General features: G+C 60.7%; 21 protein-coding genes. 10 read left to right on the top strand and 11 right to left on the bottom strand.

Annotated elements, in window-relative coordinates; genetic code table 11:
• Positions 1–92: 92 nt before the first annotated feature.
• The 8 genes from fabI to gloB all read right to left on the bottom strand — a co-directional run bounded on the left by fabI (position 93) and on the right by gloB (position 10871).
• Positions 93–887 carry an enoyl-ACP reductase FabI gene (fabI, locus tag NTD84_RS17615; RefSeq protein ID WP_262167867.1) on the bottom strand — a complete coding sequence of 265 codons (795 nt, stop codon included), beginning with the start codon at positions 885–887 and terminating at the stop codon, positions 93–95.
• A gap of 21 nt (positions 888–908) precedes the next feature.
• Entirely contained in the window at positions 909–2519 is a 1611-nt protein-coding gene (locus NTD84_RS17610; protein WP_262167865.1) for an ABC transporter ATP-binding protein, read from the bottom strand.
• A gap of 1 nt (position 2520) precedes the next feature.
• Positions 2521–3540, bottom strand: a complete 1020-nt coding sequence (locus tag NTD84_RS17605; protein WP_262167863.1) for an ABC transporter permease — start codon at positions 3538–3540, stop codon at positions 2521–2523.
• Position 3541: 1 nt separating this feature from the next.
• Entirely contained in the window at positions 3542–4615 is a 1074-nt protein-coding gene (locus NTD84_RS17600) for a microcin C ABC transporter permease YejB (RefSeq protein WP_046048846.1), read from the bottom strand.
• Positions 4616–4618: 3 nt separating this feature from the next.
• Positions 4619–6460 (bottom strand): extracellular solute-binding protein, encoded by a 1842-nt coding sequence (locus tag NTD84_RS17595; RefSeq protein ID WP_262167860.1) that lies wholly within the window; start codon positions 6458–6460, stop codon positions 4619–4621.
• Complete coding sequence (locus tag NTD84_RS17590; protein ID WP_410017368.1) at positions 6457–8271, bottom strand: extracellular solute-binding protein; 1815 nt, start codon at positions 8269–8271, stop codon at positions 6457–6459. Before NTD84_RS17590 ends, NTD84_RS17595 begins: the two co-directional genes overlap by 4 nt.
• 281 nt (positions 8272–8552) lie before the next feature.
• Complete coding sequence (locus tag NTD84_RS17585; protein ID WP_262167854.1) at positions 8553–10004, bottom strand: transglycosylase SLT domain-containing protein; 1452 nt, start codon at positions 10002–10004, stop codon at positions 8553–8555.
• 99 nt (positions 10005–10103) lie between these two features.
• On the bottom strand, positions 10104–10871 hold the full coding sequence (gene gloB, locus NTD84_RS17580) for a hydroxyacylglutathione hydrolase (protein ID WP_262167851.1): 768 nt from the start codon (positions 10869–10871) through the stop codon (positions 10104–10106).
• 65 nt (positions 10872–10936) lie between these two features.
• On the opposite strand from gloB, the gene NTD84_RS17575 reads away from it, so the two are divergent.
• The 5 genes from NTD84_RS17575 (at position 10937) to NTD84_RS17555 (ending at position 16286) form a co-directional block, all read left to right on the top strand.
• Entirely contained in the window at positions 10937–11695 is a 759-nt protein-coding gene (locus NTD84_RS17575) for a class I SAM-dependent methyltransferase (protein WP_262167848.1), read from the top strand.
• An 89-nt stretch (positions 11696–11784) separates the two neighbouring features.
• Complete coding sequence (gene rnhA / locus NTD84_RS17570) at positions 11785–12237, top strand: ribonuclease HI (RefSeq protein WP_262167845.1); 453 nt, start codon at positions 11785–11787, stop codon at positions 12235–12237.
• A gap of 191 nt (positions 12238–12428) precedes the next feature.
• Positions 12429–13187 (top strand): DNA polymerase III subunit epsilon, encoded by a 759-nt coding sequence (dnaQ, locus tag NTD84_RS17565; RefSeq protein WP_262167843.1) that lies wholly within the window; start codon positions 12429–12431, stop codon positions 13185–13187.
• Between the two features lie 214 nt (positions 13188–13401).
• Positions 13402–15657: an Orn/Lys/Arg decarboxylase N-terminal domain-containing protein gene (locus NTD84_RS17560; RefSeq protein ID WP_262167842.1), complete on the top strand. Its 2256-nt coding sequence runs from the start codon at positions 13402–13404 to the stop codon at positions 15655–15657.
• Positions 15658–15671: 14 nt separating this feature from the next.
• A complete protein-coding gene (locus tag NTD84_RS17555) occupies positions 15672–16286 on the top strand; it encodes a GNAT family N-acetyltransferase (RefSeq protein WP_262167840.1) in 615 nt (204 codons plus the stop codon).
• Here the strand turns inward: NTD84_RS17555 and NTD84_RS17550 are convergent.
• Positions 16252–17145, bottom strand: coding sequence for a LysR substrate-binding domain-containing protein (locus NTD84_RS17550; protein WP_262167839.1), 894 nt, complete (start codon positions 17143–17145; stop codon positions 16252–16254). The genes NTD84_RS17555 and NTD84_RS17550 overlap by 35 nt on opposite strands.
• Before the next feature lie 89 nt (positions 17146–17234).
• Entirely contained in the window at positions 17235–17495 is a 261-nt protein-coding gene (locus NTD84_RS17545; RefSeq protein ID WP_262167837.1) for a hypothetical protein, read from the bottom strand.
• A gap of 175 nt (positions 17496–17670) precedes the next feature.
• On the opposite strand from NTD84_RS17545, the gene NTD84_RS17540 reads away from it, so the two are divergent.
• Both NTD84_RS17540 and NTD84_RS17535 read left to right on the top strand, forming a co-directional pair.
• The gene (locus tag NTD84_RS17540; protein WP_262167836.1) at positions 17671–18231 is read left to right on the top strand and encodes an NADPH-dependent FMN reductase; all 561 of its coding nucleotides are present in this window, start codon (positions 17671–17673) and stop codon (positions 18229–18231) included.
• A 220-nt stretch (positions 18232–18451) separates the two neighbouring features.
• Positions 18452–19735, top strand: a complete 1284-nt coding sequence (locus NTD84_RS17535; RefSeq protein ID WP_262167833.1) for an arsenic transporter — start codon at positions 18452–18454, stop codon at positions 19733–19735.
• A 103-nt stretch (positions 19736–19838) separates the two neighbouring features.
• On the opposite strand, the gene NTD84_RS17530 is transcribed toward NTD84_RS17535, so the two are convergent.
• Positions 19839–20789 carry a DUF1853 family protein gene (locus NTD84_RS17530; protein WP_262167831.1) on the bottom strand — a complete coding sequence of 317 codons (951 nt, stop codon included), beginning with the start codon at positions 20787–20789 and terminating at the stop codon, positions 19839–19841.
• 112 nt (positions 20790–20901) lie between these two features.
• Here NTD84_RS17530 and NTD84_RS17525 point away from each other — a divergent pair, with 112 nt between their 5' ends.
• Genes NTD84_RS17525 through NTD84_RS17515 form a run of 3 tightly spaced genes read left to right on the top strand, consistent with a single transcriptional unit; the run spans position 20902 to position 23629 of the window.
• Complete coding sequence (locus NTD84_RS17525) at positions 20902–21792, top strand: NAD(+) kinase (protein WP_007988608.1); 891 nt, start codon at positions 20902–20904, stop codon at positions 21790–21792.
• Positions 21789–22763 (top strand): metallophosphoesterase, encoded by a 975-nt coding sequence (locus NTD84_RS17520; protein ID WP_262168187.1) that lies wholly within the window; start codon positions 21789–21791, stop codon positions 22761–22763. Before NTD84_RS17525 ends, NTD84_RS17520 begins: the two co-directional genes overlap by 4 nt.
• A complete protein-coding gene (locus tag NTD84_RS17515) occupies positions 22760–23629 on the top strand; it encodes a rhomboid family intramembrane serine protease (protein WP_262167827.1) in 870 nt (289 codons plus the stop codon). Before NTD84_RS17520 ends, NTD84_RS17515 begins: the two co-directional genes overlap by 4 nt.
• The last annotated feature ends 8 nt before the right edge of the window (positions 23630–23637 follow it).

The following is a 23637-nucleotide window of genomic DNA, read 5'->3' as shown; positions in this document are numbered from 1 at the left end:
CCCGCTCCCACAGGTGATCACGGCAAAGCTGAAATCGCAGGCACAAAAAAACCCGCCTGGCGAGGCGGGTTTTTTATTGGGCCGGTCGAAGATTACTCTTCGAGGTTGCCCATGGCCGTGGTATTGAAACCGCCGTCCACGTACATGATTTCACCGCTGATGCCGGACGCCAGGTCCGAGCAAAGGAAGGCGCCGGCGTTGCCGACTTCTTCAATGGTGACGTTGCGACGCAGCGGGGTTTGCGCTTCGTTGGCGGCCAGCATCTTGCGGAAGTTTTTGATGCCGGAAGCCGCGAGGGTGCGGATCGGACCGGCCGAGACGCAGTTTACGCGGGTGCCGTCCGGGCCCAGGGAGCCGGCCAGGTAACGTACGCCGGCTTCCAGCGAAGCCTTGGCCATGCCCATGACGTTGTAGTTCGGCATGGTGCGTTCAGCGCCCAGGTACGACAGGGTCAGCAGGCTGCCGTTGCGGCCTTTCATCATTTCGCGACCGGCCTTGGCCAGGGCCACGAAGCTGTAGGCGCTGATGTCGTGAGCGATGCGGAAACCTTCACGGGTGGTGGCTTCGGTGAAGTCGCCGTCCAGTTGGTCACCCGGTGCGAAGCCGACGGAGTGCACGATGCAGTCCAGGCCGTCCCACTTCTTGCCCAGTTCAACGAAGACCTTGGCGATTTCTTCATCGCTGGCTACGTCGCACGGGAAGCACAGGTCCGGATTCGAACCCCAGCCTTGTGCGAACTCTTCGACACGACCCTTGAGTTTGTCGTTCTGATAAGTGAAGGCAAGCTCAGCGCCCTCGCGATGCATGGCGGCAGCGATGCCGGATGCGATGGACAGCTTGCTGGCGACACCGACGATCAGTACGCGCTTACCGGCGAGAAAACCCATGTGTTGCTCCTCTCTTTCAGGTTATTGCGCAGTGGCTGGAGCCAGGAAAGCGGCTTCCAGCAACTGCTGTGTATACGGATGTTGGGGGGCGGCAAAGATACTCTGCGCGTCTCCCTGTTCGACCACTTGGCCATGCTTGACCACCATCAGCTGGTGGCTCAGCGCTTTGACGACAGCCAGGTCATGGCTGATAAACAGATACGTCAGGTTGTACTTGGTTTGCAGTGACCGCAGCAGCTCCACCACTTGGCGCTGCACTGTCCGGTCGAGCGCCGAAGTCGGCTCGTCCAGCAGAATCAGCGCCGGTTTCAGCACCAGTGCCCGGGCAATGGCGATTCTCTGCCGTTGCCCACCGGAAAATTCGTGGGGGTAGCGGTTCCGCGTTTCCGGATCCAGGCCTACCTCCTTCAATGCCGCAATAATCGCTTGTTCCTGTTCCGCCTCGGTGCCCATCTTGTGGATCCGCAGACCTTCGCCGACGATCTGGCTCACGCACATCCGCGGGCTCAGGCTGCCGAACGGGTCCTGAAACACCACCTGCATCTCCCGCCGCAGCGGCCGAACCTGCTGCTGCGTCAGGCAGTCTAGCTGCTTGCCTTCAAAACGGATCGCCCCCTGGCTACCGATCAAGCGCAAAATCGCCAGACCCAATGTCGACTTGCCGGAACCGCTTTCGCCCACGATCCCCAGGGTCTGCCCCTGCGGCAGGCTGAAATTGATCCCGTCCACCGCCTTGATGTGGTCGACGGTCTTTTTCAGCAGGCCTTTCTTGATCGGAAACCAGACCTTCAGGTCCTCGACCTGCAGCAATGGCGGGCCGATAACATTGGTCGCCGGCTTGCCGCTGGGCTCCGCTGCCAGCAGTTCCCGAGTGTACGGATGCTGCGGCGCACGGAACAGCTCTTCGCACGATGCCTGTTCGACGATGCAACCGCGCTGCATGACACATACACGATGCGCAATTCTTCGCACCAGGTTCAAATCGTGACTGATCAGTAGCAGGGCCATGCCCAGGCGGGCCTGCAATTCCTTGAGCAATTCGAGGATTTTCAGCTGAACGGTCACGTCCAGCGCGGTGGTTGGCTCGTCCGCGATCAGCAGTTCCGGCTCGTTGGCCAGGGCCATGGCGATCATCACCCGCTGACGCTGACCACCGGACAATTCGTGGGGCAGGGCCTTGAGGCGCTTGTGCGGCTCGGGAATGCCGACCAGCTCCAGTAATTCCAGGGTGCGTTTGGTCGCCACTTTGCCCATCAGGCCTTTGTGGATGCCCAGTACTTCGTTGATCTGCTTTTCGATCGAGTGCAGCGGGTTCAGCGAGGTCATCGGTTCCTGAAAGATCATCGCGATCCGGTTACCGCGGATGTGCCGGATGGTTTTCTCTTTCAAACTCAGCAGGTCCTGCCCGGCGTACTCGATGGTGCCGGACGGGTGCCGGGCGAGCGGGTAGGGCAGCAGTCGCAGGATCGAGTGCGCCGTCACCGATTTGCCGGAACCGCTTTCACCCACCAAGGCCAGGGTTTCGCCGCACTTGATGTCGAAGCTGACGCCCTCTACCACGCGCTGACAGCGATCACCGACGACGAATTCGACGGAGAGGTCGCGCACTTCGATCAGATTGTCCTGATTCATTTCACTTCCTCGGGTCGAAGGCATCGCGAGCGGACTCGCCGATGAACACCAGCAAACTCAACATCAACGCCAGCACCGCAAACGCGCTCATGCCCAGCCACGGCGCTTGCAGGTTCGATTTGCCCTGGGCCACCAGTTCGCCCAGCGACGGCGCGCCCGGCGGCAGGCCGAAGCCCAGGAAGTCGAGGGCAGTCAGTGTACCGATGGCGCCGGTCAGGATGAACGGCATGAACGTCATGGTCGAAACCATCGCATTGGGCAAAATATGGCGGAACATGATCGCACCATTTTGCATCCCCAGCGCCCTCGCTGCGCGTACGTATTCGAGGTTACGCCCACGCAGGAACTCGGCGCGGACCACGTCCACCAGGCTCATCCAGGAAAACAGCAGCATGATGCCCAGCAGCCACCAGAAGTTCGGCTGGACGAAACTGGCGAGAATGATCAGCAGGTACAGCACCGGCAACCCGGACCAGATCTCCAGGAAACGCTGCCCGGCCAGGTCGACCCAGCCGCCGTAGAAACCCTGCAGCGCGCCGGCGATCACGCCAATGACCGAACTGAGAATGGTCAACGTCAGGGCGAACAGCACCGAAATCCGGAACCCGTAGATCACCCGCGCCAACACATCGCGGCCCTGATCGTCGGTGCCCAGCAGGTTGTCGGCGGAGGGTGGCGCCGGGGCCGGCACTTTCAGGTCGTAGTTGATGCTTTGGTAGCTGAAGGGAATCGGCGCCCACAGCACCCAGGCATCCTTGGCCTTGAGCAGTTCGCGGATGTACGGGCTCTTGTAGTTGGCTTCCAGTGGAAACTCGCCGCCGAAGGTGGTTTCCGGGTAACGCTTGAGCGCCGGGAAGTACCAGCAGTTGTCGTAATGCACCACCAGCGGTTTGTCGTTGGCGATCAGCTCGGCGCCAAGACTCAGGCCAAACAGCACCAGAAACAGCCACAACGACCACCAGCCACGCTTGTTGGCCTTGAACAGTTCGAAACGTCGGCGATTGAGAGGGGACAGGTTCATCTCAATGCTCCCGGCTTTCGAAATCGATGCGCGGATCGACAAAGGTGTACGTCAGGTCGCCGATCAGCTTCACCACCAGCCCCAGCAGGGTGAAGATAAACAACGTGCCGAAGACCACCGGGTAGTCGCGGTTGATCGCCGCTTCGAAACTCATCAGGCCCAGGCCGTCGAGGGAGAAGATCACTTCCACCAGCAACGAGCCGGTGAAGAAGATGCCGATGAACGCCGAGGGGAAACCGGCGATCACCAGCAACATGGCGTTGCGGAATACGTGGCCGTAGAGCACGCGGTGATTGGTCAGGCCTTTGGCCTTGGCCGTGACCACGTACTGCTTGTTGATCTCGTCGAGGAAGCTGTTTTTGGTCAGCAGGGTCATGGTCGCGAAGTTGCCGATCACCAGCGCCGTCACGGGCAACGCCAGGTGCCAGAAGTAATCGAGGATCTTGCCGCCCATGCTCAGTTCATCGAAGTTGTTCGAGGTCAGGCCTCGTAGCGGGAACCAGTCGAAATAGCTGCCCCCGGCGAACACCACGATCAGCAGGATGGCGAACAGGAACGCCGGGATCGCGTAGCCGACGATGATCGCGGAGCTGGTCCAGACATCGAAGTGGCTACCGTGCCGCGTGGCTTTGGCGATCCCCAGCGGGATCGACACCAGGTACATGATCAGCGTGCTCCACAGCCCGAGGGAGATCGACACCGGCATCTTTTCCTTGATCAGGTCGATGACCTTGGCGTCGCGGAAGAAGCTGTCGCCGAAATCCAGGGTGGCGTAGTTCTTGATCATGATCCACAAACGTTCCGGCGCCGATTTGTCGAAGCCGTACATGTGCTCGATTTCTTTCACCAGCGCCGGGTCCAGGCCTTGCGCGCCGCGATAGGCGGAACCGGCCACCGAGACTTCCGCACCACCGCCGGCAATGCGGCTGGTGGCACCTTCGAAGCCCTCGAGCTTGGCGATCATCTGTTCCACCGGTCCGCCGGGAGCGGCCTGGATGATCACGAAGTTGATCAGCAGGATGCCGAGCAACGTCGGGATGATCAGCAGCAGTCGCCGAAAAATATACGCCAGCATCTATTACTCCGTGCCCGCAGGGTCGGCTTGCAGTTTGGTTTCGACTTCTATCGCCGGTGTCACGTTCGGCTTGATCCACCAGGTGGCCGTGCCGATGTCGTATTTGGGTGAGATTTTCGGGTGGCCGATGTGGTTCCAATACGCCACGCGCCAGGTCTTGATGTGCCAGTTGGGGATCACGTAATGGCCCCATTGCAGCACACGGTCCAGCGCGCGGGCGTGGGCCACGAGGCTCTTGCGCGAGTCGGAGTTGATCAACTGCTCGACCAACTGGTCCACCACCGGGTCCTTGAGGCCCATGGAGTTGCGGCTGCCAGGCTTGTCGGCGGCGGCCGACATCCAGAACTCGCGCTGTTCGTTACCCGGCGAATTGGACTGCGGGAAGCTGCCGACGATCATGTCGAAGTCTCGGGAGCGGACGCGGTTGATGTATTGGGACACGTCGACGCGGCGGATCACCAGGTCGATGCCCAGGTCGCTCAGGTTGCGCTTGAACGGCAGCAATACCCGCTCGAACTCGGTCTGGGCCAGCAGGAATTCGATCGTCACCGGTTTGCCGGTGGCGTCGACCATTTTGTCGTCGACGATTTTCCAGCCAGCCTCCTGCAACAGCTGATAGGCCTTGCGCTGCTGCGTGCGGATCATGCCGCTGGCATCGGTCGTCGGGTTCTGGAAGGCCTCGGTGAACACTTGTTCGGGAATCTTGCCGCGGAAGGGATCGAGAATCGCCAGTTGATCGGCATCGGGCAGGCCGGTGGCAGCCATTTCCGAATTTTCGAAGAAACTGCGGGTGCGCACATAGGCGCCGTTGAACAGTTGCTTGTTGGTCCATTCGAAGTCGAGCAGCAATGTCAGCGCCTGGCGCACCCGCACGTCCTGGAACGTCGGACGTCGCAGGTTGAAGACAAACCCCTGCATCCCCGTCGGGTTGCCGTTGGCGATCTGTTCCTTGATCAATCGGCCTTCGGTGATTGCCGGAATGTTGTAGGCATTGGCCCAGTTTTTCGCGCTCATCTCCAGCCAGAAGTCGAACTGCCCGGCCTTCAGCGCTTCCAGCGCCACGGTGTTGTCGCGGTAGTAATCGGTGGTCATCACGTCGAAGTTGTAGAAGCCGCGGTTGGCCGGCAGGTCCTTGCCCCAGTAATCCTTGACCCGCTCATAACGCACCGAGCGCCCGGCCTTCACTTCGCTGACCTTGTACGGACCACTGCCCAACGGTATTTCCAGGTTGCCCTTGTTAAAATCCCGGTTCGCCCACCAGTGTTTCGGCAGCACCGGCAACTGGCCGAGGATCAACGGCAGTTCACGGTTATTGTTGTGCTTGAACTTGAACAGCACCGTGAGCGGGTCTTCGGCGACCGCTTCCTCGACGTCGTTGTAATAGCCGCGGTAGAGCGGGGCGCCGTCCTTGGTCAGGGTCTCGAAACTGAACACCACGTCCTCGGCACGGATCGGGTGACCGTCGTGGAAGCGTGCTTCCGGGCGCAGGTAAAAACGCACCCAGCTGTTGTCCGGGGCTTTTTCGATCTGGCCGGCGATCAATCCGTATTCGGTGAACGGTTCGTCAAGGCCCTGTTTGGCCAGGGTGTCGTAGATCATGCCGATGTCGTCGGCCGGCACACCTTTGCTGATGAACGGGTTGAGGCTGTCAAAGCCGCCGAAGCCGGCCTGGCGGAATATCCCGCCCTTGGGCGCATCCGGGTTCACGTAATCGAAATGCTTGAAGTCCGCCGGGTATTTTGGCGGTTCGTTGTAAAGCGTCACGGCGTGTTGCGGGGCGGCGCAAGCCAGCCCGGCGAACAACAGACCGCTGGCGTGCAGGAGCAGGGCACGTACGGGTTTCATCGATCTTTCTCCGAAGATTTCAACCACCACGCGCTCAGGCCCAGGGTATAGGGCGGCGTAGTGACGAAAGCGAACCGGTTGCGGTACGCCAGGCGGTGATAATTGAGATACCAGTTGGGAATGATGTAGTGCTGCCACAGCAGCACCCGGTCCAGGGCCTTTCCGGCGGCGACTTGTTCATCGCGGGTCTGGGCGCCGAGCAGTTGATCGAGCAGGTGGTCGACCACCGGGTTGGCGATGCCCGCGTAGTTTTTGCTGCCTTTGACTCCGGCCTGGCTGGAATGGAAATACTGCCATTGCTCCAGGCCGGGGCTCAGAGTCTGGTTGAGGGTCATCAGGATCATGTCGAAATCGAACTGATCGAGGCGCTGTTTGTACTGGGCGCGATCCACCGTCCGCAGCCGGGCATCGATACCGATGCTGGCGAGGTTCTCGACGTAAGGCTGGAGGATGCGTTCCAGGTTCGGGTTGACCAACAGTATCTCCAGGCGCAGCGGTTGCCCGGCGGCATTCTGTACGTGCTGGCCGTTGAGCTTCCAGCCGGCCTCAGACAGCAGGCTCAGGGCCTGGCGCATGGTTTCCCGGGGAATGCCGCGCCCCTGGGTTTGCGGCAGGCTGAACGGCTCCGTGAACAGTTTGGCCGGCAGTTGTTCGCGATACGGCTTGAGCATTAGCCATTCGTGCCCGACCGGCAGGCCGGTGGCGGAAAACTCGCTGTTGGGGTAGTAACTCATGGCGCGTGTGTACGCACCGCTGAACAGCGTGCGATTGGTCCATTCGAAGTCGAACATCAGCCCCAGCGCTTCACGGACTTTCGTGTCGGCAAAGGCCGGGCGCCGGGTGTTCATGAACAGGCCCTGGGTTTGGGTCGGGATCTGGTGCGGGATCTGCGCCTTGATCACGTCGCCGCGATTGACCGCCGGGAAGCGATAGCCGTTGTCCCAGTTCTTGGCCTGGTGCTCGATGTAGATGTCGAACTCGCCGGCCTTGAACGCCTCGAACGCCACGTCGCTGTCGCGATAGAACTCGACTTCCATACGGTCGAAGTTGTACTTGCCGCGGTTGACCGGCAGGTCCTTGCCCCAGTAATCCTTGACCCGCTCAAACACGATCTGCCGCCCGGGCGTGACCGCAGTGATGCGATACGGCCCGCTGCCCAACGGTGGTTCGAAGGTGGTGGCCTTGAAGTCGCGATCTTTCCAGTAATGCTGCGGCAGCACCGGCAATTCGCCCAGGCGCAGAATCAGCAGCGGATTGCCCGCACGCTTGAAAACAAAACGGATGCGATGCGGGTTGAGCACGTCGACGCGCGACACTTCCTGGAGATTGGTGCGGTATTGCGGGTGTCCTTCCTTGAGCAGCAAGCGGTAGGAGAATGCGACGTCGTACGCGGTAATCGGCTCGCCATCGTGAAATCGCGCTTCCGGACGCAGGTTGAACACCACCCAGCTGCGGTCCTCGCTGTATTCCACCGATTGAGCGATCAGGCCATAGCTGGAGGTGGGTTCATCGCCGGACGGCGCGTACTGGCCGGTGCCGACCATCAGCGGTTCGTTCAGCTCGTTGATGCCGTACTGCAGGAAATTCGCCGTGGAAACCGGGCTGGAGCCCTTGAAGGTATAAGGATTGAGCGTATCGAAGGTGCCAAACGCCATCACCCGCAACGTACCGCCCTTGGGCGCTTGCGGGTTGACCCAGTCGAAGTGGGTAAATCTGGCCGGGTACTTGAGCGTGCCGAACTGCGCATAACCATGGCTTTCGCTGATCGTCGCGCTTGCGGAGGAGCTCAAGGCCAGGCTGATCAGGAGCAGGAGGAGGGGACGCTTCAAGTCAGAGATCCGATCCAGGCGGCTTGGGCTTTGTGGGCCGTACAGTAACAGCTTGTATGGACAGGAAAAAGATGGGGATTTAATGCTCGGTTAATTGCTGGCTATCCCCACCTCTGTAGGAGCGAGCATGCTCGCGATGGTCGTTAACGATAACGCTGGCAACCTGACGCCCCGCGTCGCTTTCGGGTGCATCGCGAGCGTGCTCGCTCCTACAGGAAGGTAATGTCCGCTCACAAAAAAGCCCCTGAATTCAGGGGCTGTTTTTAGTGCGGGGAAGCAACCGTGAGCATCTGCCCCGGCTTGAGGGCCTGGCCGACGCGCGGGTTCCAGCGCTTGAGATGTTGCATCTCGACATTGAAACGCTTGGCCACGATGTACAGCGAGTCACCTTGCTGCACCTTATACTGGGTCTGCGGCTTTGTCGCTTTGGTCTTGGTCTTGGCGTTGGCCGCCACCACGGTGTTGATCCGGCCGGTATTGCGCTTGTTGGTCTTGTCCTGCATAACCAGCGTCTGGCCGACCTTGAGGTCCTTGCCGGTCAGCTTGTTCCAGCGTTGCAGGTCCTTGACATCAACCTTGTTGGCTTTGGCGATGGTGCCCAGGTTGTCACCACGTTTGACGCGGTAGGCGCGTTTAAGCGTGGCGACTTCGGAATTATCAACGCCGTCGAAGACTGGCTTGAGTGGACGCTGGCTGATCAATTCGTCCGGACGCATGGTCGACAGGCTGGCGGTCAATAGCTGCGCCTTGGACGTCGGCACCAGCAAATGTTGGGGACCGTCGATGGTGGTGCGCTGCTTGAAGGCCGGGTTGAGCTGAAACAGTTCGTCTTCGTCGATATTGGCCACCGCGGCGACCTTGGACAGGTCCATGCGCTGGTTGATTTCGACGACCTGGAAATACGGTTCGTTGGCAATCGGGTTGAGGTTCACCCCGTAGGCTTCTGGTGCCAGTACCACTTGCGACAAGGCCAGCAGCTTCGGCACGTAGGCCTGGGTTTCGGCGGGCAGCGGCAGGTTCCAGTAATCGGTCGGCAGGCCGAGCTTTTCGTTGCGCTCGATGGCCCGGCTGACCGTACCTTCGCCTGCGTTGTAGGCCGCGAGGGCCAACAACCAGTCACCGTTGAACATGTCGTGCAGGCGCGTCAGGTAGTCCATCGCTGCGGTGGTCGAGGCGGTGATGTCGCGACGGCCATCATAGAAACGGGTCTGACGCAGATTGAAATAACGCCCGGTGGAAGGAATGAATTGCCACAAGCCAACCGCATCGGCCCGGGAATAGGCCATCGGGTTGTAGGCGCTTTCAATCACTGGCAACAGCGCCAGCTCCAGCGGCATGTTGCGTTCTTCAAGGCGTTCGACGATGTAATGAATGTAGAGGCTGCCGCGTTCGCCGGCGTTTTCGAGGAACGAAGGATTGCTGGCGAACCACAGGCGCTGTTGCTCGATGCGCGGGTTGACGCCCAGACCTTCCTGCAGCTGGAAGCCCTGGCGCATGCGCTCCCAGACGTCCTGTGGAATTTGTGGTGTTGGCTTTTCGCTGAGCCAGATAGGCTTCTGTTTGGCTCGAGCGGCAATATTCGGTGTGTGGGCCGCTTCGGTCTGCGGCACATGGCTTGAACAGCCCGCCAGGGTGGCGGACACAGCCACCGCTATGGCTTGAGCCAAGCGGGTCAATGCGTCTGAATTGATGGCTTTACGAATAGATGACGACATTGGCTGGAAGTAAGTTCCGGGCAAAAATGTCGGGCGATTCTAGAAAGCGCACCCCCTGCGGTCAACCATTCAGATTGTCCGCAGTCGCGTCGAGCCCCATTAGAACGTGTCTTTCCACGCCCTCAAGGCCGCAAAAACCTCACTGGGCGCCCGGTTATGAGCTCCCATCCGTTCGTCCACTTTTTCTTTAACGGATGTTTCGCCTGTCCGTATAAATGGATTTGTCATCTTTTCCAGGGCCAGTGTCGAGGGCAGCGTGATGATCCCTGCCTGGCGTAGCTCCGTGACCTTGGCCAGGCGCTCGACGGTATGCGGGTTGCCGGGTTCGACCGCGACGGCGAAGCGCAGGTTGCTCAAGGTGTATTCATGGGTGCAGTAGACCCGGGTGTCCTCGGGAAACGAGGCGAGGCGCGTCAGCGAGGTGTGCATTTGCTCGGGTGTGCCTTCAAACAGGCGCCCGCAACCGGCGGCAAACAGGGTGTCGCCACAGAACAGCGTCCCTTCGTGATAGAAAGCAATGTGCCCCAAGGTGTGGCCGGGCACAGCGATGACCTCGAAGTCCCAACCGAGGACGCTGATGCGATCGTTGTCCTTCAGGGCTACGTCCCGCACCGGGATGGTTTCGCTGGCCGGACCATAGACCGTCGCGTCCGTCGCTTTTTTCAGTTGTTCGACGCCGCCGACATGGTCGTGGTGATGGTGTGTGATCAGAATGTCACTGAGCACCCACCCCGGATTCGCCGCGAGCCAGCCCTGAACCGGCGCGGCATCGCCGGGATCGACCACGGCACAGCGCCGGGTCTCGGGGTCTTGTAACAACCAGATGTAGTTGTCGGTGAAGGCGGGCAGGGCTGTGATCTGTATCATCGTCGGATTCGCCAAGCGGTAAACAATGGCGCATCTTAGAACTTCCTGGCGCGTTGGAGAATGCAATGACCGATAAAGCGTTCGCTCAGGCTGATCCTGACTGGCTGGCCTTGATCAGCGCGGCCCGTGAATGGCTGTCCGGCCCCCTCGGCCAATTTCTGCTGGACGAAGAACGACGCATGCTTGAAGACGAGCTGGGGCGCTTCTTCGGCGGCTATCTGGTGCATTACGGTCCTTCGGCCGAGATTCCGCCGTCGGCGCCTCAGGTCCAGCGCAACGTGCGGCTTGGCGCACCGTTGCCGGGGGTCGAGATTGTCTGCGAAGAGCAGGCCTGGCCCTTGAGCGAGCACGCCGCCGATGTGGTGGTGTTGCAGCATGGCCTGGATTTCTGCCTGTCGCCCCACGGCCTGCTGCGCGAAGCTGCGAGCAGCGTGCGCCCCGGCGGGCATTTGCTGATTATCGGGATCAATCCTTGGAGCAGCTGGGGCCTGCGCCACGTATTCGCCCACGATGCGCTGCGCAAGGCCCGCTGCATATCGCCGTCGAGGGTCGGCGACTGGTTGAATCTGCTGGGCTTCGCGCTGGAGAAACGCCGCTTCGGGTGCTATCGTCCGCCGCTGGCGTCCCCCGCCTGGCAAGCCCGGCTCGCCGGTTGGGAGCGCAAGGCCGGTGACTGGCAACTGTCGGGTGGCGGCTTCTATTTATTGGTGGCGCGCAAGATCGTCGTGGGCCTGCGTCCATTGCGGCAGGAACGGCGCGAACCGATGGGCAAGCTGATTCCCTTGCCGATGGCCAAGGTCAACCGGCGCAACATCGAACCGTAATACTGTTTTATTCCCGGCCGGGTTTGCCCCGGCCTCGGGCATCGTCGGTCGCTGATCGGCGAGCCACCGCATTTTCTGGATAGATTGGCATGAGCGATAGCGTAGAACTCTTCACCGACGGCGCCTGCAAAGGCAATCCTGGCCCTGGCGGCTGGGGCGCGTTGCTGGTGTGCAAGGGCGTTGAAAAAGAACTTTGGGGTGGCGAGGCCAACACCACCAACAACCGTATGGAACTGATGGGTGCCATCCGCGGGCTGGAAGAGCTCAAGCGTGCCTGTGACGTGGTGTTGACGACCGACTCGCAGTACGTGATGAAAGGCATCAACGAATGGATGGACAACTGGAAGAAGCGCGGCTGGAAAACCGCGGCGAAGGAACCGGTAAAAAACGCTGACCTGTGGAAGCTGCTGGACGAGCAGGTCAACCGTCACAACGTCACCTGGAAATGGGTGCGTGGGCACATTGGCCACCACGGCAACGAGCGCGCTGACCAGTTGGCCAACCGTGGCGTGGACGAAGTGCGCGGTTACAAACAAGCCTGAGCTGCGTCTTGAGCAACCGCGTCGTTCCCTTCGCGAGCAAGCCCGCTCCCACATTGAATTTGTGAGTCAGTGCATCCAGCTCGCATTGGTGCCTATAACTTGAGGCGCGAGCGCCCGTACGCTTCACCTCGCCAGATCGCGTGCTAATATCGCCGCTTTTGCACGATTGACCCGTTGAGAGCTGAGCACTGATGGCCACCAGATCCGTTGTACTCGATACCGAAACCACCGGCATGCCGGTGACCGACGGCCACCGGATTATCGAAATCGGTTGTGTCGAGTTGATTGGTCGGCGCCTGACGGGCCGGCATTTCCACGTTTACCTGCAACCGGACCGCGAAAGTGATGAAGGCGCCATCGGCGTCCACGGCATCACCAACGAATTCCTGGTGGGCAAGCCGCGCTTCACCGAAGTGGCCGATGAGTTCTTCGAATTCATCAAGGGCGCGCAGCTGATCATCCATAACGCGGCGTTCGACGTTGGCTTCATCAACAACGAATTTGCCCTGATGGGGCAGCACGACCGCGCGGATATCACCCAGCACTGTTCGATTCTCGACACCCTGATGATGGCCCGGGAACGTCACCCGGGCCAGCGCAACAGCCTCGATGCGTTGTGCAAGCGTTATGGCGTCGACAACTCCGGCCGTGAACTCCACGGCGCCTTGCTTGACTCCGAGATTCTCGCCGACGTCTACCTGACCATGACCGGTGGCCAGACCAGCCTGTCGCTGGCCGGCAATGCGTCCGATGGCAACGGTTCCGGCGAAGGCGCGGACAACTCCGCCACCGAAATCCGCCGCTTGCCGGCCGATCGCCAACCGACGCGGGTCATCCGCGCCAGCGAAGACGATCTGGCGCAGCACCTGGCGCGCCTGGAAGTCATCGCCAAATCCGCCGGCGCTCCGTCGCTGTGGCAGCAGTTGGTCGAGGCAAAGGCGCAGGCATAGGTTGCTTGAAAGATCGGGACCTCGTTGCACTCGACAGCGCCTGTAGGGAAATGCGAATCCCGTTGTAGGCGCTGCCGAAGGCTGCGATGTTTGCGCACCATCAACACGCATCCAATGACCCCTTTGAGGGCATCATGCTCGCCACTTCCGCCGCAACCCTCTACCCTGAGGTTATTGGCAGCCCACGGTCTGCCGCCTCAGGACACTGAGCCTCATGTATAAAGATTTGAAATTTCCGGTCCTGATCGTCCATCGCGACATCAAGGCAGACACCGTCGCCGGTGACCGCGTGCGTGGCATCGCCCGGGAGCTGGAGCAGGAAGGTTTCAGCATTGTGTCAGCGGTGGACTACACCGAAGGACGGCTGGTTGCGTCGACCCATCACGGCCTCTCGTGCATGTTGATTGCCGCTGAAGATCCCAGCGTTAATTGTCATTTATTACAGAATATGGCTGACCTGATCGGCCTGGCACGGGTGCGTGCACCGGACCTGCCAATCTTTGCCCTCGGCGAACAAGTGACTCTGGAAAACGCCCCGGCCGACGCCATGGACGAGCTCAATCAACTGCGGGGCATTCTTTACCTGTTCGAGGACACCGTGCCGTTCCTGGCACGTCAGGTGGCACGCGCCGCGCGCAAATACCTGGACGGTCTGCTTCCTCCGTTTTTCAAGGCGTTGGTGCAGCACACTGCCGACTCCAACTATTCCTGGCACACGCCGGGGCATGGCGGCGGCGTGGCGTACCACAAAAGCCCGGTGGGGCAGGCGTTCCACCAGTTTTTCGGGGAAAACACCTTACGCTCGGATTTGTCGGTGTCGGTGCCCGAACTGGGCTCGTTGCTCGATCACACCGGGCCGCTGGCCGAGGCCGAAGCGCGAGCGGCGCGCAACTTCGGCGCCGATCACACGTTTTTCGTGATCAATGGCACCTCGACCGCCAACAAGATTGTCTGGCACTCGATGGTCGGCCGCGATGACCTGGTGCTGGTGGACCGCAACTGCCACAAGTCGGTGCTGCACGCGATCATCATGACCGGCGCGATTCCCTTGTACCTGTGCCCGGAGCGAAACGAGCTGGGGATCATCGGCCCGATTCCGTTGAGTGAATTCAGCCGCGAATCGATCCAGGCCAAGATCAATGCCAGCCCGCTGACCAAAGGCCGCGAGCCCAAGGTCAAACTGGCGGTAGTGACCAATTCGACTTACGACGGCTTGTGCTACAACGCCGAGTTGATCAAACAGAGCCTGGGCAACAGCGTAGAAGTGCTGCATTTCGATGAGGCCTGGTACGCCTACGCGGCGTTTCACGAATTCTTTGCCGGACGTTACGGCATGGGCACCTCGCGCAGTGACGACAGCCCGCTGGTCTTCACCACCCATTCCACGCACAAACTGCTCGCGGCCTTCAGTCAGGCCTCGATGATTCACGTGCAGGACGGTGGCGCGCGGCAGCTGGATCGCGATCGCTTCAACGAAGCGTTCATGATGCACATCTCCACCTCGCCGCAGTACAGCATCATTGCGTCGCTGGATGTGGCTTCGGCAATGATGGAAGGCCCGGCCGGTCGTTCGCTGTTACAGGAAATGTTCGATGAAGCCTTGAGCTTTCGCCGGGCGCTGGCCAATCTGCGTCAGCACATCGCCGCCGATGACTGGTGGTTTTCCATCTGGCAGCCGCCGTCGGTGGAGGGCATCGAGCGAGTGGTGACCGAAGACTGGTTGCTGCAACCCGATGCCGACTGGCACGGCTTTGGTGGCGTGACCGACGATTACGTGCTGCTCGATCCGATCAAGGTGACCCTGGTGATGCCGGGGCTGACGGCGGGCGGCGCACTGAGTGAGCGCGGGATTCCGGCGGCGGTGGTCAGCAAGTTTCTGTGGGAGCGCGGACTGGTGGTCGAGAAGACCGGTTTGTATTCGTTCCTGGTGCTGTTTTCCATGGGCATCACCAAGGGCAAGTGGAGCACGCTGCTGACCGAGTTGCTCGAGTTCAAACGCAGTTACGACGCTAACGTCAGTCTCTCGGCGTGCCTGCCCTGTGTGGCGCAACAGGACGTCGCGCGATACAAGGGCATGGGATTGCGTGATTTGTGCGATCAACTGCATGCCTGTTATCGCAGCAACGCCACGGCCAAGCACCTCAAGCGCATGTACACCGTGCTGCCGGAAATCGCGATGAAGCCTGCGGACGCCTATGATCAGTTGGTGCGTGGCGAGGTAGAGGCCGTGTCGATCGATGCGCTGGACGGGCGCATCGCCGCCGTGATGCTGGTGCCCTATCCGCCGGGGATCCCGTTGATCATGCCCGGCGAGCGCTTTACCGACTCGACGCGCTCGATCAACGATTATCTGGCGTTTGCCCGCACGTTCGACAGCAGTTTCCCCGGATTTGTCGCCGATGTGCACGGCTTGCAACACGAAGACGAGGGCAATGGGCGGCTTTACACCGTCGATTGCATCAAGGAGTGAGGACCTTTCCCAGTATGCAACCGGTTATGAATCCGAAATACCCAGGGCTGTCGGTGCGAGTTGCCGATGATGGTTTCGCCGCTTATATCTGGGGCAGTGATTTCAGTTTTGAAGTCGCGGCCTATGGTGCGGCCGAAATCGGCAAACCGGTGGAGCAGTGGCCGGTGACGCCGATCACTCCTTACCGCAAGTGTTACGGCATCGATCCCGAAGAGTTCAGCAGTTTCCGTGATGCCGCCGACAGTGCGATTTTCATGGCTTATCTCGACGATGAGCCGGTGGGGCACCTGGTGATCAGTACCAACTGGAACGGCTTTGCCCACATCGACGAATTGGCGGTGCACGCGCCGGCCCGGCGACATGGTGTGGCCAAGGCGCTGCTGGACGTGGCGCAGTTCTGGAGCCGCAAGAAAAAGTTGCCGGGCATCATGCTCGAAACCCAGAACAACAACCTGGGTGCGTGCCGACTGTATGAACGTTGCGGGTATGTGATCGGTGGAACCGATCATCTGCGTTATCGCGGCATTGACCCGAACACCGCCGAGATCGCCTTGTTCTGGTATCGATTGTTCGATAATCCGCTGGAGAAGCCGATCAGTTCGCCAACATCGCCGCGGCTTGTTCCGTGACGATGTCCAGTAACGCCTGAGCGGCGGGTGAAGGTTCGCCGTTCTTCAGCGTCAGGGCATAGACGCTGATCGGCACGGCAGGCGCCAGCGGGCAGGCGTCCAGGCCTGCGGATTTGGCTCCGAGCGCGGTGAACGGATCGACAATCGCCAGGCCTTCACCGGCCTCGACCATGCTGCGCATCATCTGGTGGGTCTGAACCCGGGTATGGATGACGGGGGCAGGGCGCAAGGCGTGGAGTTTGTTGTCGAGCGCCGGGCTCAGCGGATCATGCCCTTCGAGGCCGACCATCGATTGGCCCGCCAGATCTTGCAAGGAAATATATTTCTGCTTCGGTTGCAGCCAGCCATGGGGGGCCAGTAGCTGCAATTTGCCTTGGGCGATGACCTGACAATCAATGTCCGCATGATCGGGGTCGTGCAGGCTCAGGCCCACATCGCTTTCCCGCAGGAGCAGGCTTCTGACGATGTCGCGGGTGGGTTGACTCAGAAGACTGCAAGGCACGTCAGGCAGACGCCGGCGCAGGGCGGCAATGCTTTGTGGCAACAACTGTTGTGCCAGCGGCGGGGTGCAAACGAGGCGAAGCGGTGGGGCGTGATATTGCTTGAGGCTGCTGGCAAGGCGCTGGACCGGTTCGAGGACTTCGTAGACGTGAGCGATCTCGACTTGAAGCTCTCGCGCCTCGCGCGTGGCCTGCAAGCGTCCCCGCACGCTGGAAAACAGCATGAAACCCAACAGGCTCTCGGCGTCACGCAGGAGGCTTTCTACCTCGGTCACTGGCAGCTGCAGCCATTCGGCAGCGGTGCCCAGGTGACCGGTCTGCAAAAGCGCCTGTATCACTTCGATATGACGTAAACGCATGCGTGAAGTCCATGTTCAGCAGGTGGGAAGAGTCAGTGGCTGAATCCTAACCCAAGTCCGTGCCTATGACTTCTGCTCATAACGCGAGGTTATGAGGCGACGTTGGTTTCCGGCAGGCCAGCAATGTAGGTGTCAGGTTCGCGAACAATGGTGATGTCCGACTGAACCAGCAGAAACTGGTTGTCATCGAGTTTTTTAACGCGATCACCGATGGCCAGTTTATAGGTGGTGACAGGCGCGGAGCCGGTGAGGCCGTCTGCCGGTGGGGTGGATTCCTGGAACTCATGCACGGAATAGACACGGCCTTCTGCGTCTCTTGCATGGAACTGACCGACGAGTACTGCTGCCATCTGCTTAGAACCTCTGGAGATAAATCACTCAATTTGCGGTTCTGTAGACCGTTGTTGGGCGAGGTAAGTTTTCCTACAGGAAAAAAATAGTCAGGGGCGGCATTTTTGCTCGCCCACTGATTGATACGTCATCTATAACTACAAGCTCTTTCCATCGAACAGTCGAGAATCTTCCATGAGCAACGTTTACACGATCGCCGTTGTGGTCGGCAGCTTGAGAAAGGAATCGATCAATCGCAAGGTTGCACTGGCCCTGGCCGATCTCGCACCTGCAAACCTCAAACTGAAGATCGTCGAAATTGGCGATTTGCCGCTGTACAACGAAGACATCGATGGTGCTTCACCGCCGGCAGCCTACAGCACTTTCCGGCAGCAAGTGAGTTCATCCGACGCGTTGCTGTTCGTCACCCCGGAATACAACCGGTCGGTTCCGGCGCCGCTGAAGAATGCGATCGACGTAGGGTCGCGCCCTTATGGCCAGAGCGCGTGGGGCGGTAAGCCGGGTGCGATTATCAGCGTGTCGCCGGGGGCGATCGGCGGGTTTGGCGCGAACCATCATTTACGTCAGTCGATGGTGTTTCTCAATGTGCCGTGCATGCAGCAGCCGGAAGCCTATTTGGGCGGCGCGGGGTCGGCGTTCGATGAGGCGGGCAAGTTGTCGGAGTCGGTGAAGCCGTTTCTGCAAAACTTTATCAATGCTTACGGGCAGTGGGTCGAGCAGCACAAGAAAGTCTGACAAACCCTGCAGGCGCGATGCTTGCCCGCGAAGGCGGCGTGCCTGTCAGCATTGAGGCCGCCTGACACACCCGCCTTCGCGGGCAAGCCACGCTCCTGCAAGGGCGATCGTCGTTTCCGAGGTTTGTACAGGCAAATCGCTGCACGGCGATGTGTTTTGGCTTTACTCCTCGCGCACATTACGGCTGAATCGCGGTTTGTTTTTTGTAAGGCTGCTTTGCATGCTCATCGCGTCGCTGATTTTCCTGCTGACCATCACCCTGGTGATCTGGCAACCCAAAGGCCTGGGCGTTGGCTGGAGCGCCGTGTTCGGCGCTGTGCTGGCGCTGATCTTTGGCGTGGTGCACCTGAGCGATATCCCGATTGTGTGGCAGATCATCTGGAATGCCACCGGCACCTTTGTCGCGTTGATCATCATCAGCCTGTTGCTGGATGAGGCGGGGTTCTTTGCCTGGGCGGCGCTGCATGTCGCCCGTTGGGGCCGCGGCAGTGGCCGCAAGTTGTTCGCTTACATGGTACTGCTGGGGGCGCTGGTCTCGGCACTATTCGCCAATGACGGCGCGGCGCTGATCCTCACGCCGATCGTGATTTCCATGTTGCTGGCCTTGCGCTTTTCCCCGGCGGCGACCCTGGCCTTCGTCATGGGCGCCGGGTTCATCGCCGATACCGCGAGCCTGCCGCTGGTGGTGTCGAACCTGGTCAATATCGTTTCCGCCGATTTCTTCCACATCACCTTCAATCGCTATGCGGCGGTGATGATTCCGGTCAACCTGGTCAGCGTCGCGGCGACGTTGGCGGTATTGATGTGGTTCTTCCGGCGCGACATTCCGAAGGATTACGACCCTGAGCAGTTGGAAGATCCGGCCAGCGCGATCCACGACAAGGCGACTTTTTTCGCGGGTTGGGTGGTTCTGGTGATCCTGTTGCTCGGCTGCTTCGCGCTGGAGCCCTTGGGCATCCCGATCAGCGCCATTTCAGCGGTGTGCGCGGCGCTGCTGTTGGGCATTGCCGCGCGAGGTCACAAGATTTCCACGCGCAAGGTCATGAAAGAAGCACCGTGGCAGATCGTGATTTTTTCCCTGGGCATGTATCTGGTGGTCTACGGCCTGCGCAACGCCGGGCTCACCGGGTATCTGGCGAGTTGGCTGGACGGGTTTGCCGGTTACGGCGTCTGGGGTGCAGCGATGGGCACTGGCGTGCTGACGGCGGTGCTGTCGTCGATCATGAACAACCTGCCGACGGTGCTGATCGGCCTGTTGTCGATTGATGCCAGCCAGGCGATGGGGGTGGTAAAGGAGGCGATGATCTATGCCAACGTCATCGGCAGCGACCTGGGGCCGAAGATCACGCCGATTGGCAGCCTGGCGACGTTGCTGTGGCTGCATGTGCTGGAGCGCAAGAATATCCGGATCGGCTGGGGGTATTACTTCAAGGTCGGGATTGTGTTGACGGTGCCGGTGTTGCTGGTGACGTTGGCGGCGTTGGCAGTGCGGCTGTCCATATAAACCGGGTTGGCCCGTTCGCGAGCAAGCCCGCTCCCACATGGGATGCGTTTCCCTGTGGGAGCGGGCTTGCTCGCGAAGAGGCCGGTGCGAACACTCACAACACTCAACCACCACCCGGCACATTCGGCCAAAGATCCGCCACCAGAAACAACCGCTCCGCTTCCTCCCAGTCGCCATCGTCGTTCTCGATCAGGCGCACTAGCAACTGCGCTGGCGCCAGCGGCTCCAGCTCGTTGAGCCACGTCTGCAGCTGCTCGGCGTTCCAGGTCTGTTCCACCGGATAATGCGCCGGCGCCAGCCAGGCATGCCGGGGCAGGGGTTGCCAGCGCCCGTACGGACGCTGGGCGACAAAGTCCTTCCAGTCCCTTTGATGCAGCCAGCTGCCGCGCAAATGCTGCGGGTGCGCGCCGTCCGGCGATTGCGACTGCCCCGGCCAGGGATACAACAGATAACCCCCCAACCACAAATGCGCACTGAATGGCTGGATATCCAGCGCGGCCAGTACCTCGCGGCTTTCGGGCCGGGCGGAAATCGGCAGTTGATGCTGGCTCAGGTGCGCCAGTTTGCGGTCCAGCCGATCATGGCAGCCGGGGCCCAGCCACAACGCCGTGTCGTGTCCGTCGCCATTCTGTGGGCCGAGGTAAAGCTTGATGGCCAGTTCCAGGTGATGCACACCGTCGCGGTCGCGCAACAGCATGTCCAGTTCGCCCAAGGTATGGCCCTCGCGGCGGATCGGCAGGTTAGCGGCGATCAGGTCGATGCCCGGCGCGTGGCGCACCGCGTATTGCCACAGCCGTTCGTAATAAAGGCCCAGGCGGCGGGTCCGGGCCTGGGCCAGCCAGTGCAGTAAATCGTAGCTGTCGCGATCGAGCTGTCGCAGCCACAGCTCCAGTCGTTCCGGGGCCTGCACCCAGTCGCTGCCGGTCAGCGGATGGCGTTGGGGCCACGGCGTGACTTCGAGCATCGGCGGCGCGAGGATGACCCAGGCCAGGTCGCGCACCTCGGGGTGGCGCAACTGGTGGGGTAACTGCAGCAAATCGGGAAATAGGATCATCTTGCGAGCATAGCCCTAAACCTGAGTACACCCTTGTAGCTGAAAGGATTTTGTCTATCCCGCGCTTTCGCCCATAATCGTGCTTTTCGTCGCCGCAGACTTTAGAGGCACCATGGAGCAATTTCGTAATATCGGCATCATCGGTCGCCTGGGCAGTTCGCAGGTGCTGGATACCGTCCGCCGACTGAAACGCTTTCTGCTCGATCGTCACTTGCACGTGATCCTCGAAGACACCATCGCCGAAGTGCTGCCGGGGCATGGCCTGCAAACCTCGTCGCGCAAGATGCTCGGCGAAGTCTGTGACATGGTGATTGTCGTCGGCGGTGACGGCAGCCTGTTGGGCGCCGCCCGCGCGCTGGCCCGACACAATATCCCGGTGCTCGGCATCAACCGCGGCAGCCTGGGCTTCCTGACAGATATCCGCCCGGACGAACTCGAAGTCAAAGTCGCCGAAGTGCTGGACGGCCATTATCTGGTGGAAAACCGCTTTCTGCTGCAGGCTGAAGTCCGCCGTCACGCCGAGGCCATCGGTCAGGGTGATGCGCTGAACGACGTGGTGCTGCACCCCGGCAAATCCACGCGAATGATCGAGTTCGAGCTGTACATCGATGGCCAGTTCGTCTGCAGCCAGAAGGCCGACGGGCTGATCGTCGCCACGCCGACCGGCTCGACCGCCTACGCGTTGTCGGCGGGCGGCCCGATCATGCATCCCAAGCTCGACGCTATTGTGATTGTGCCCATGTACCCCCATACCTTGTCGGGCAGGCCAATTGTGGTCGATGGCAACAGTGAGCTGAAAATCGTCGTGTCCAAGGATATGCAGATCTACCCGCAAGTCTCCTGCGATGGGCAGAACCATTTCACCTGCGCACCGGGCGACACCATCACCGTCAGCAAGAAAGCGCAGAAGCTGCGGCTGATCCACCCGCTCGACCACAACTATTATGAAGTCTGCCGGACCAAGCTCGGCTGGGGCAGCAAGTTGGGGGGTGGAGGCGACTGATGCTCGATCCCGCGCGAAGTTACGATCTGATCGGTGACGTGCACGGTTGCGCTCTGACCCTTGAGCACTTGCTCGACCAGCTCGGTTATCACAAACAGGGTGGCGTCTGGCGGCATGCGTCGCGCATGGCGGTGTTCGTCGGTGACATCATCGACCGAGGTCCGCGAATTCGCGAAGCGCTGCACATCGTCCACGACATGGTCGAGGCCGGCCAGGCGCTGTGCATCATGGGCAACCATGAATTCAATGCACTCGGCTGGAGCACGCCAGCGCCGCCGGGCAGTGGCAAGCAATTCGTGCGCGAGCACACGCCCCGTCACGCGCGTCTGCTTGGTGAGACCCTGACCCAGTTTGAACACCACCCCGGCGATTGGCACGACTTCCAGCAGTGGTTCTACGATTTGCCGCTGTTTGTCGATGCCGGGCGTTTCCGCGTGGTGCACGCCTGCTGGGACGCGGGCCTGATCGAGCCGCTGCGCGCGCAGTTTCCCGATGGCTGCATCGATGAGCACTTCCTCCAGGCCTCGGCCGTGCCGGGCAGCTTTGCCTGCACCGTGTTCGACCGTTTGCTGCGCGGCACCGACATGCGCTTGCCTGACGGCTTGACCATGACCAGCGGCGATGGCCTGACGCGATCGTTCTTCCGCACCAAGTTCTGGGAAGACGACCCGCAAACCTACGGAGACATTGTGTTCCAGCCTGACGCCCTGCCGGAACCCGTGGCCCGAACGCCGCTGTCCTCCACCGAAAAAAACACCCTGCTGCGCTATGGCGTGGACGAGCCTTTGCTGTTCGTCGGCCACTACTGGCGCAGCGGCAAACCGGCGCCGATCCGGCCGAACCTGGCCTGCCTGGACTACAGCGCGGTGCTCTACGGCAAACTGGTTGCCTATCGCCTGGACCAGGAAACCCGGCTCGATCCGCATAAGTTTGTCTGGGTCGATGTCGAACGGCCGGAGGTGCTGCGATGAGTGCCGTTGCCGTACTGCGCCTGCCGCTGGCGGTGGACCTGAGCGGGTTCGTCAACCTGTTGCAACGCATGCAGGTGCCACATCGGGTCAGTGAAGAAGAGGGCGAGCAGGTGTTATGGGTGCCGGCCAATATCAGCGACGACGTGCGCGTGCTGTACGAGCGCTTTCCCGCCGGCGATCCCGATCACCAGCTGGATATCCCGGTGGCGCAAACCACCAAGCGCCCGGGTTTCGTCGAGCAGCTGCGCCACGCCAAGGCGACGGCGCTGGTGCTATTGCTGACCCTGATCGTCGGTGCGGTGACGCTGCTGGGTGAAAACCTCGCCACCCTGCATTGGTTCACCTTCCTCGATTTTCGCGTGGTTGGCGAATACCTGCATTTCACCCCACTGGCCGACAGCCTGGAAGCGGGGCAGTGGTGGCGCCTGGTAACGCCGATGCTGATCCACTTCGGCTTCCTGCACCTGGCCATGAACGGCATGTGGTATTGGGAGCTGGGGCGGCGCATCGAGTCGCGTCAGGGCAGCATCAACCTGATCGGCCTGACGCTGCTGTTTGCCCTGGTGTCGAATTATGCGCAGTTCGTTTTCAGCGGCCCGACCCTGTTCGGCGGGTTGTCCGGTGTGCTGTACGGCCTGCTCGGGCATTGCTGGATTTTCCAGCTGTTGTCGCCGAACCGCGCCTATCGCCTGCCGCGTGGCGTGCTGGTGATGATGCTGGTGTGGCTGCTGCTGTGCCTGTCGGGGCTGGTCTCGATGATCGGTTTCGGTGAAATCGCCAACGCCGCCCATGTTGGCGGGTTGCTCGTCGGATGCTTGACCGGCTTGTTGGGTGGTTCGTACAACCGCCGTAAACTGGCCGTCTAAAACAGTTA

The sequence above is a fragment of the Pseudomonas sp. 14P_8.1_Bac3 genome (assembly GCF_025466085.1).
In the GTDB taxonomy this organism is placed as follows: Bacteria; Pseudomonadota; Gammaproteobacteria; order Pseudomonadales; family Pseudomonadaceae; genus Aquipseudomonas.
Note: the sequence above shows the minus strand (reverse complement) of the source record. Positions and strands in the feature narration are given on the sequence as shown.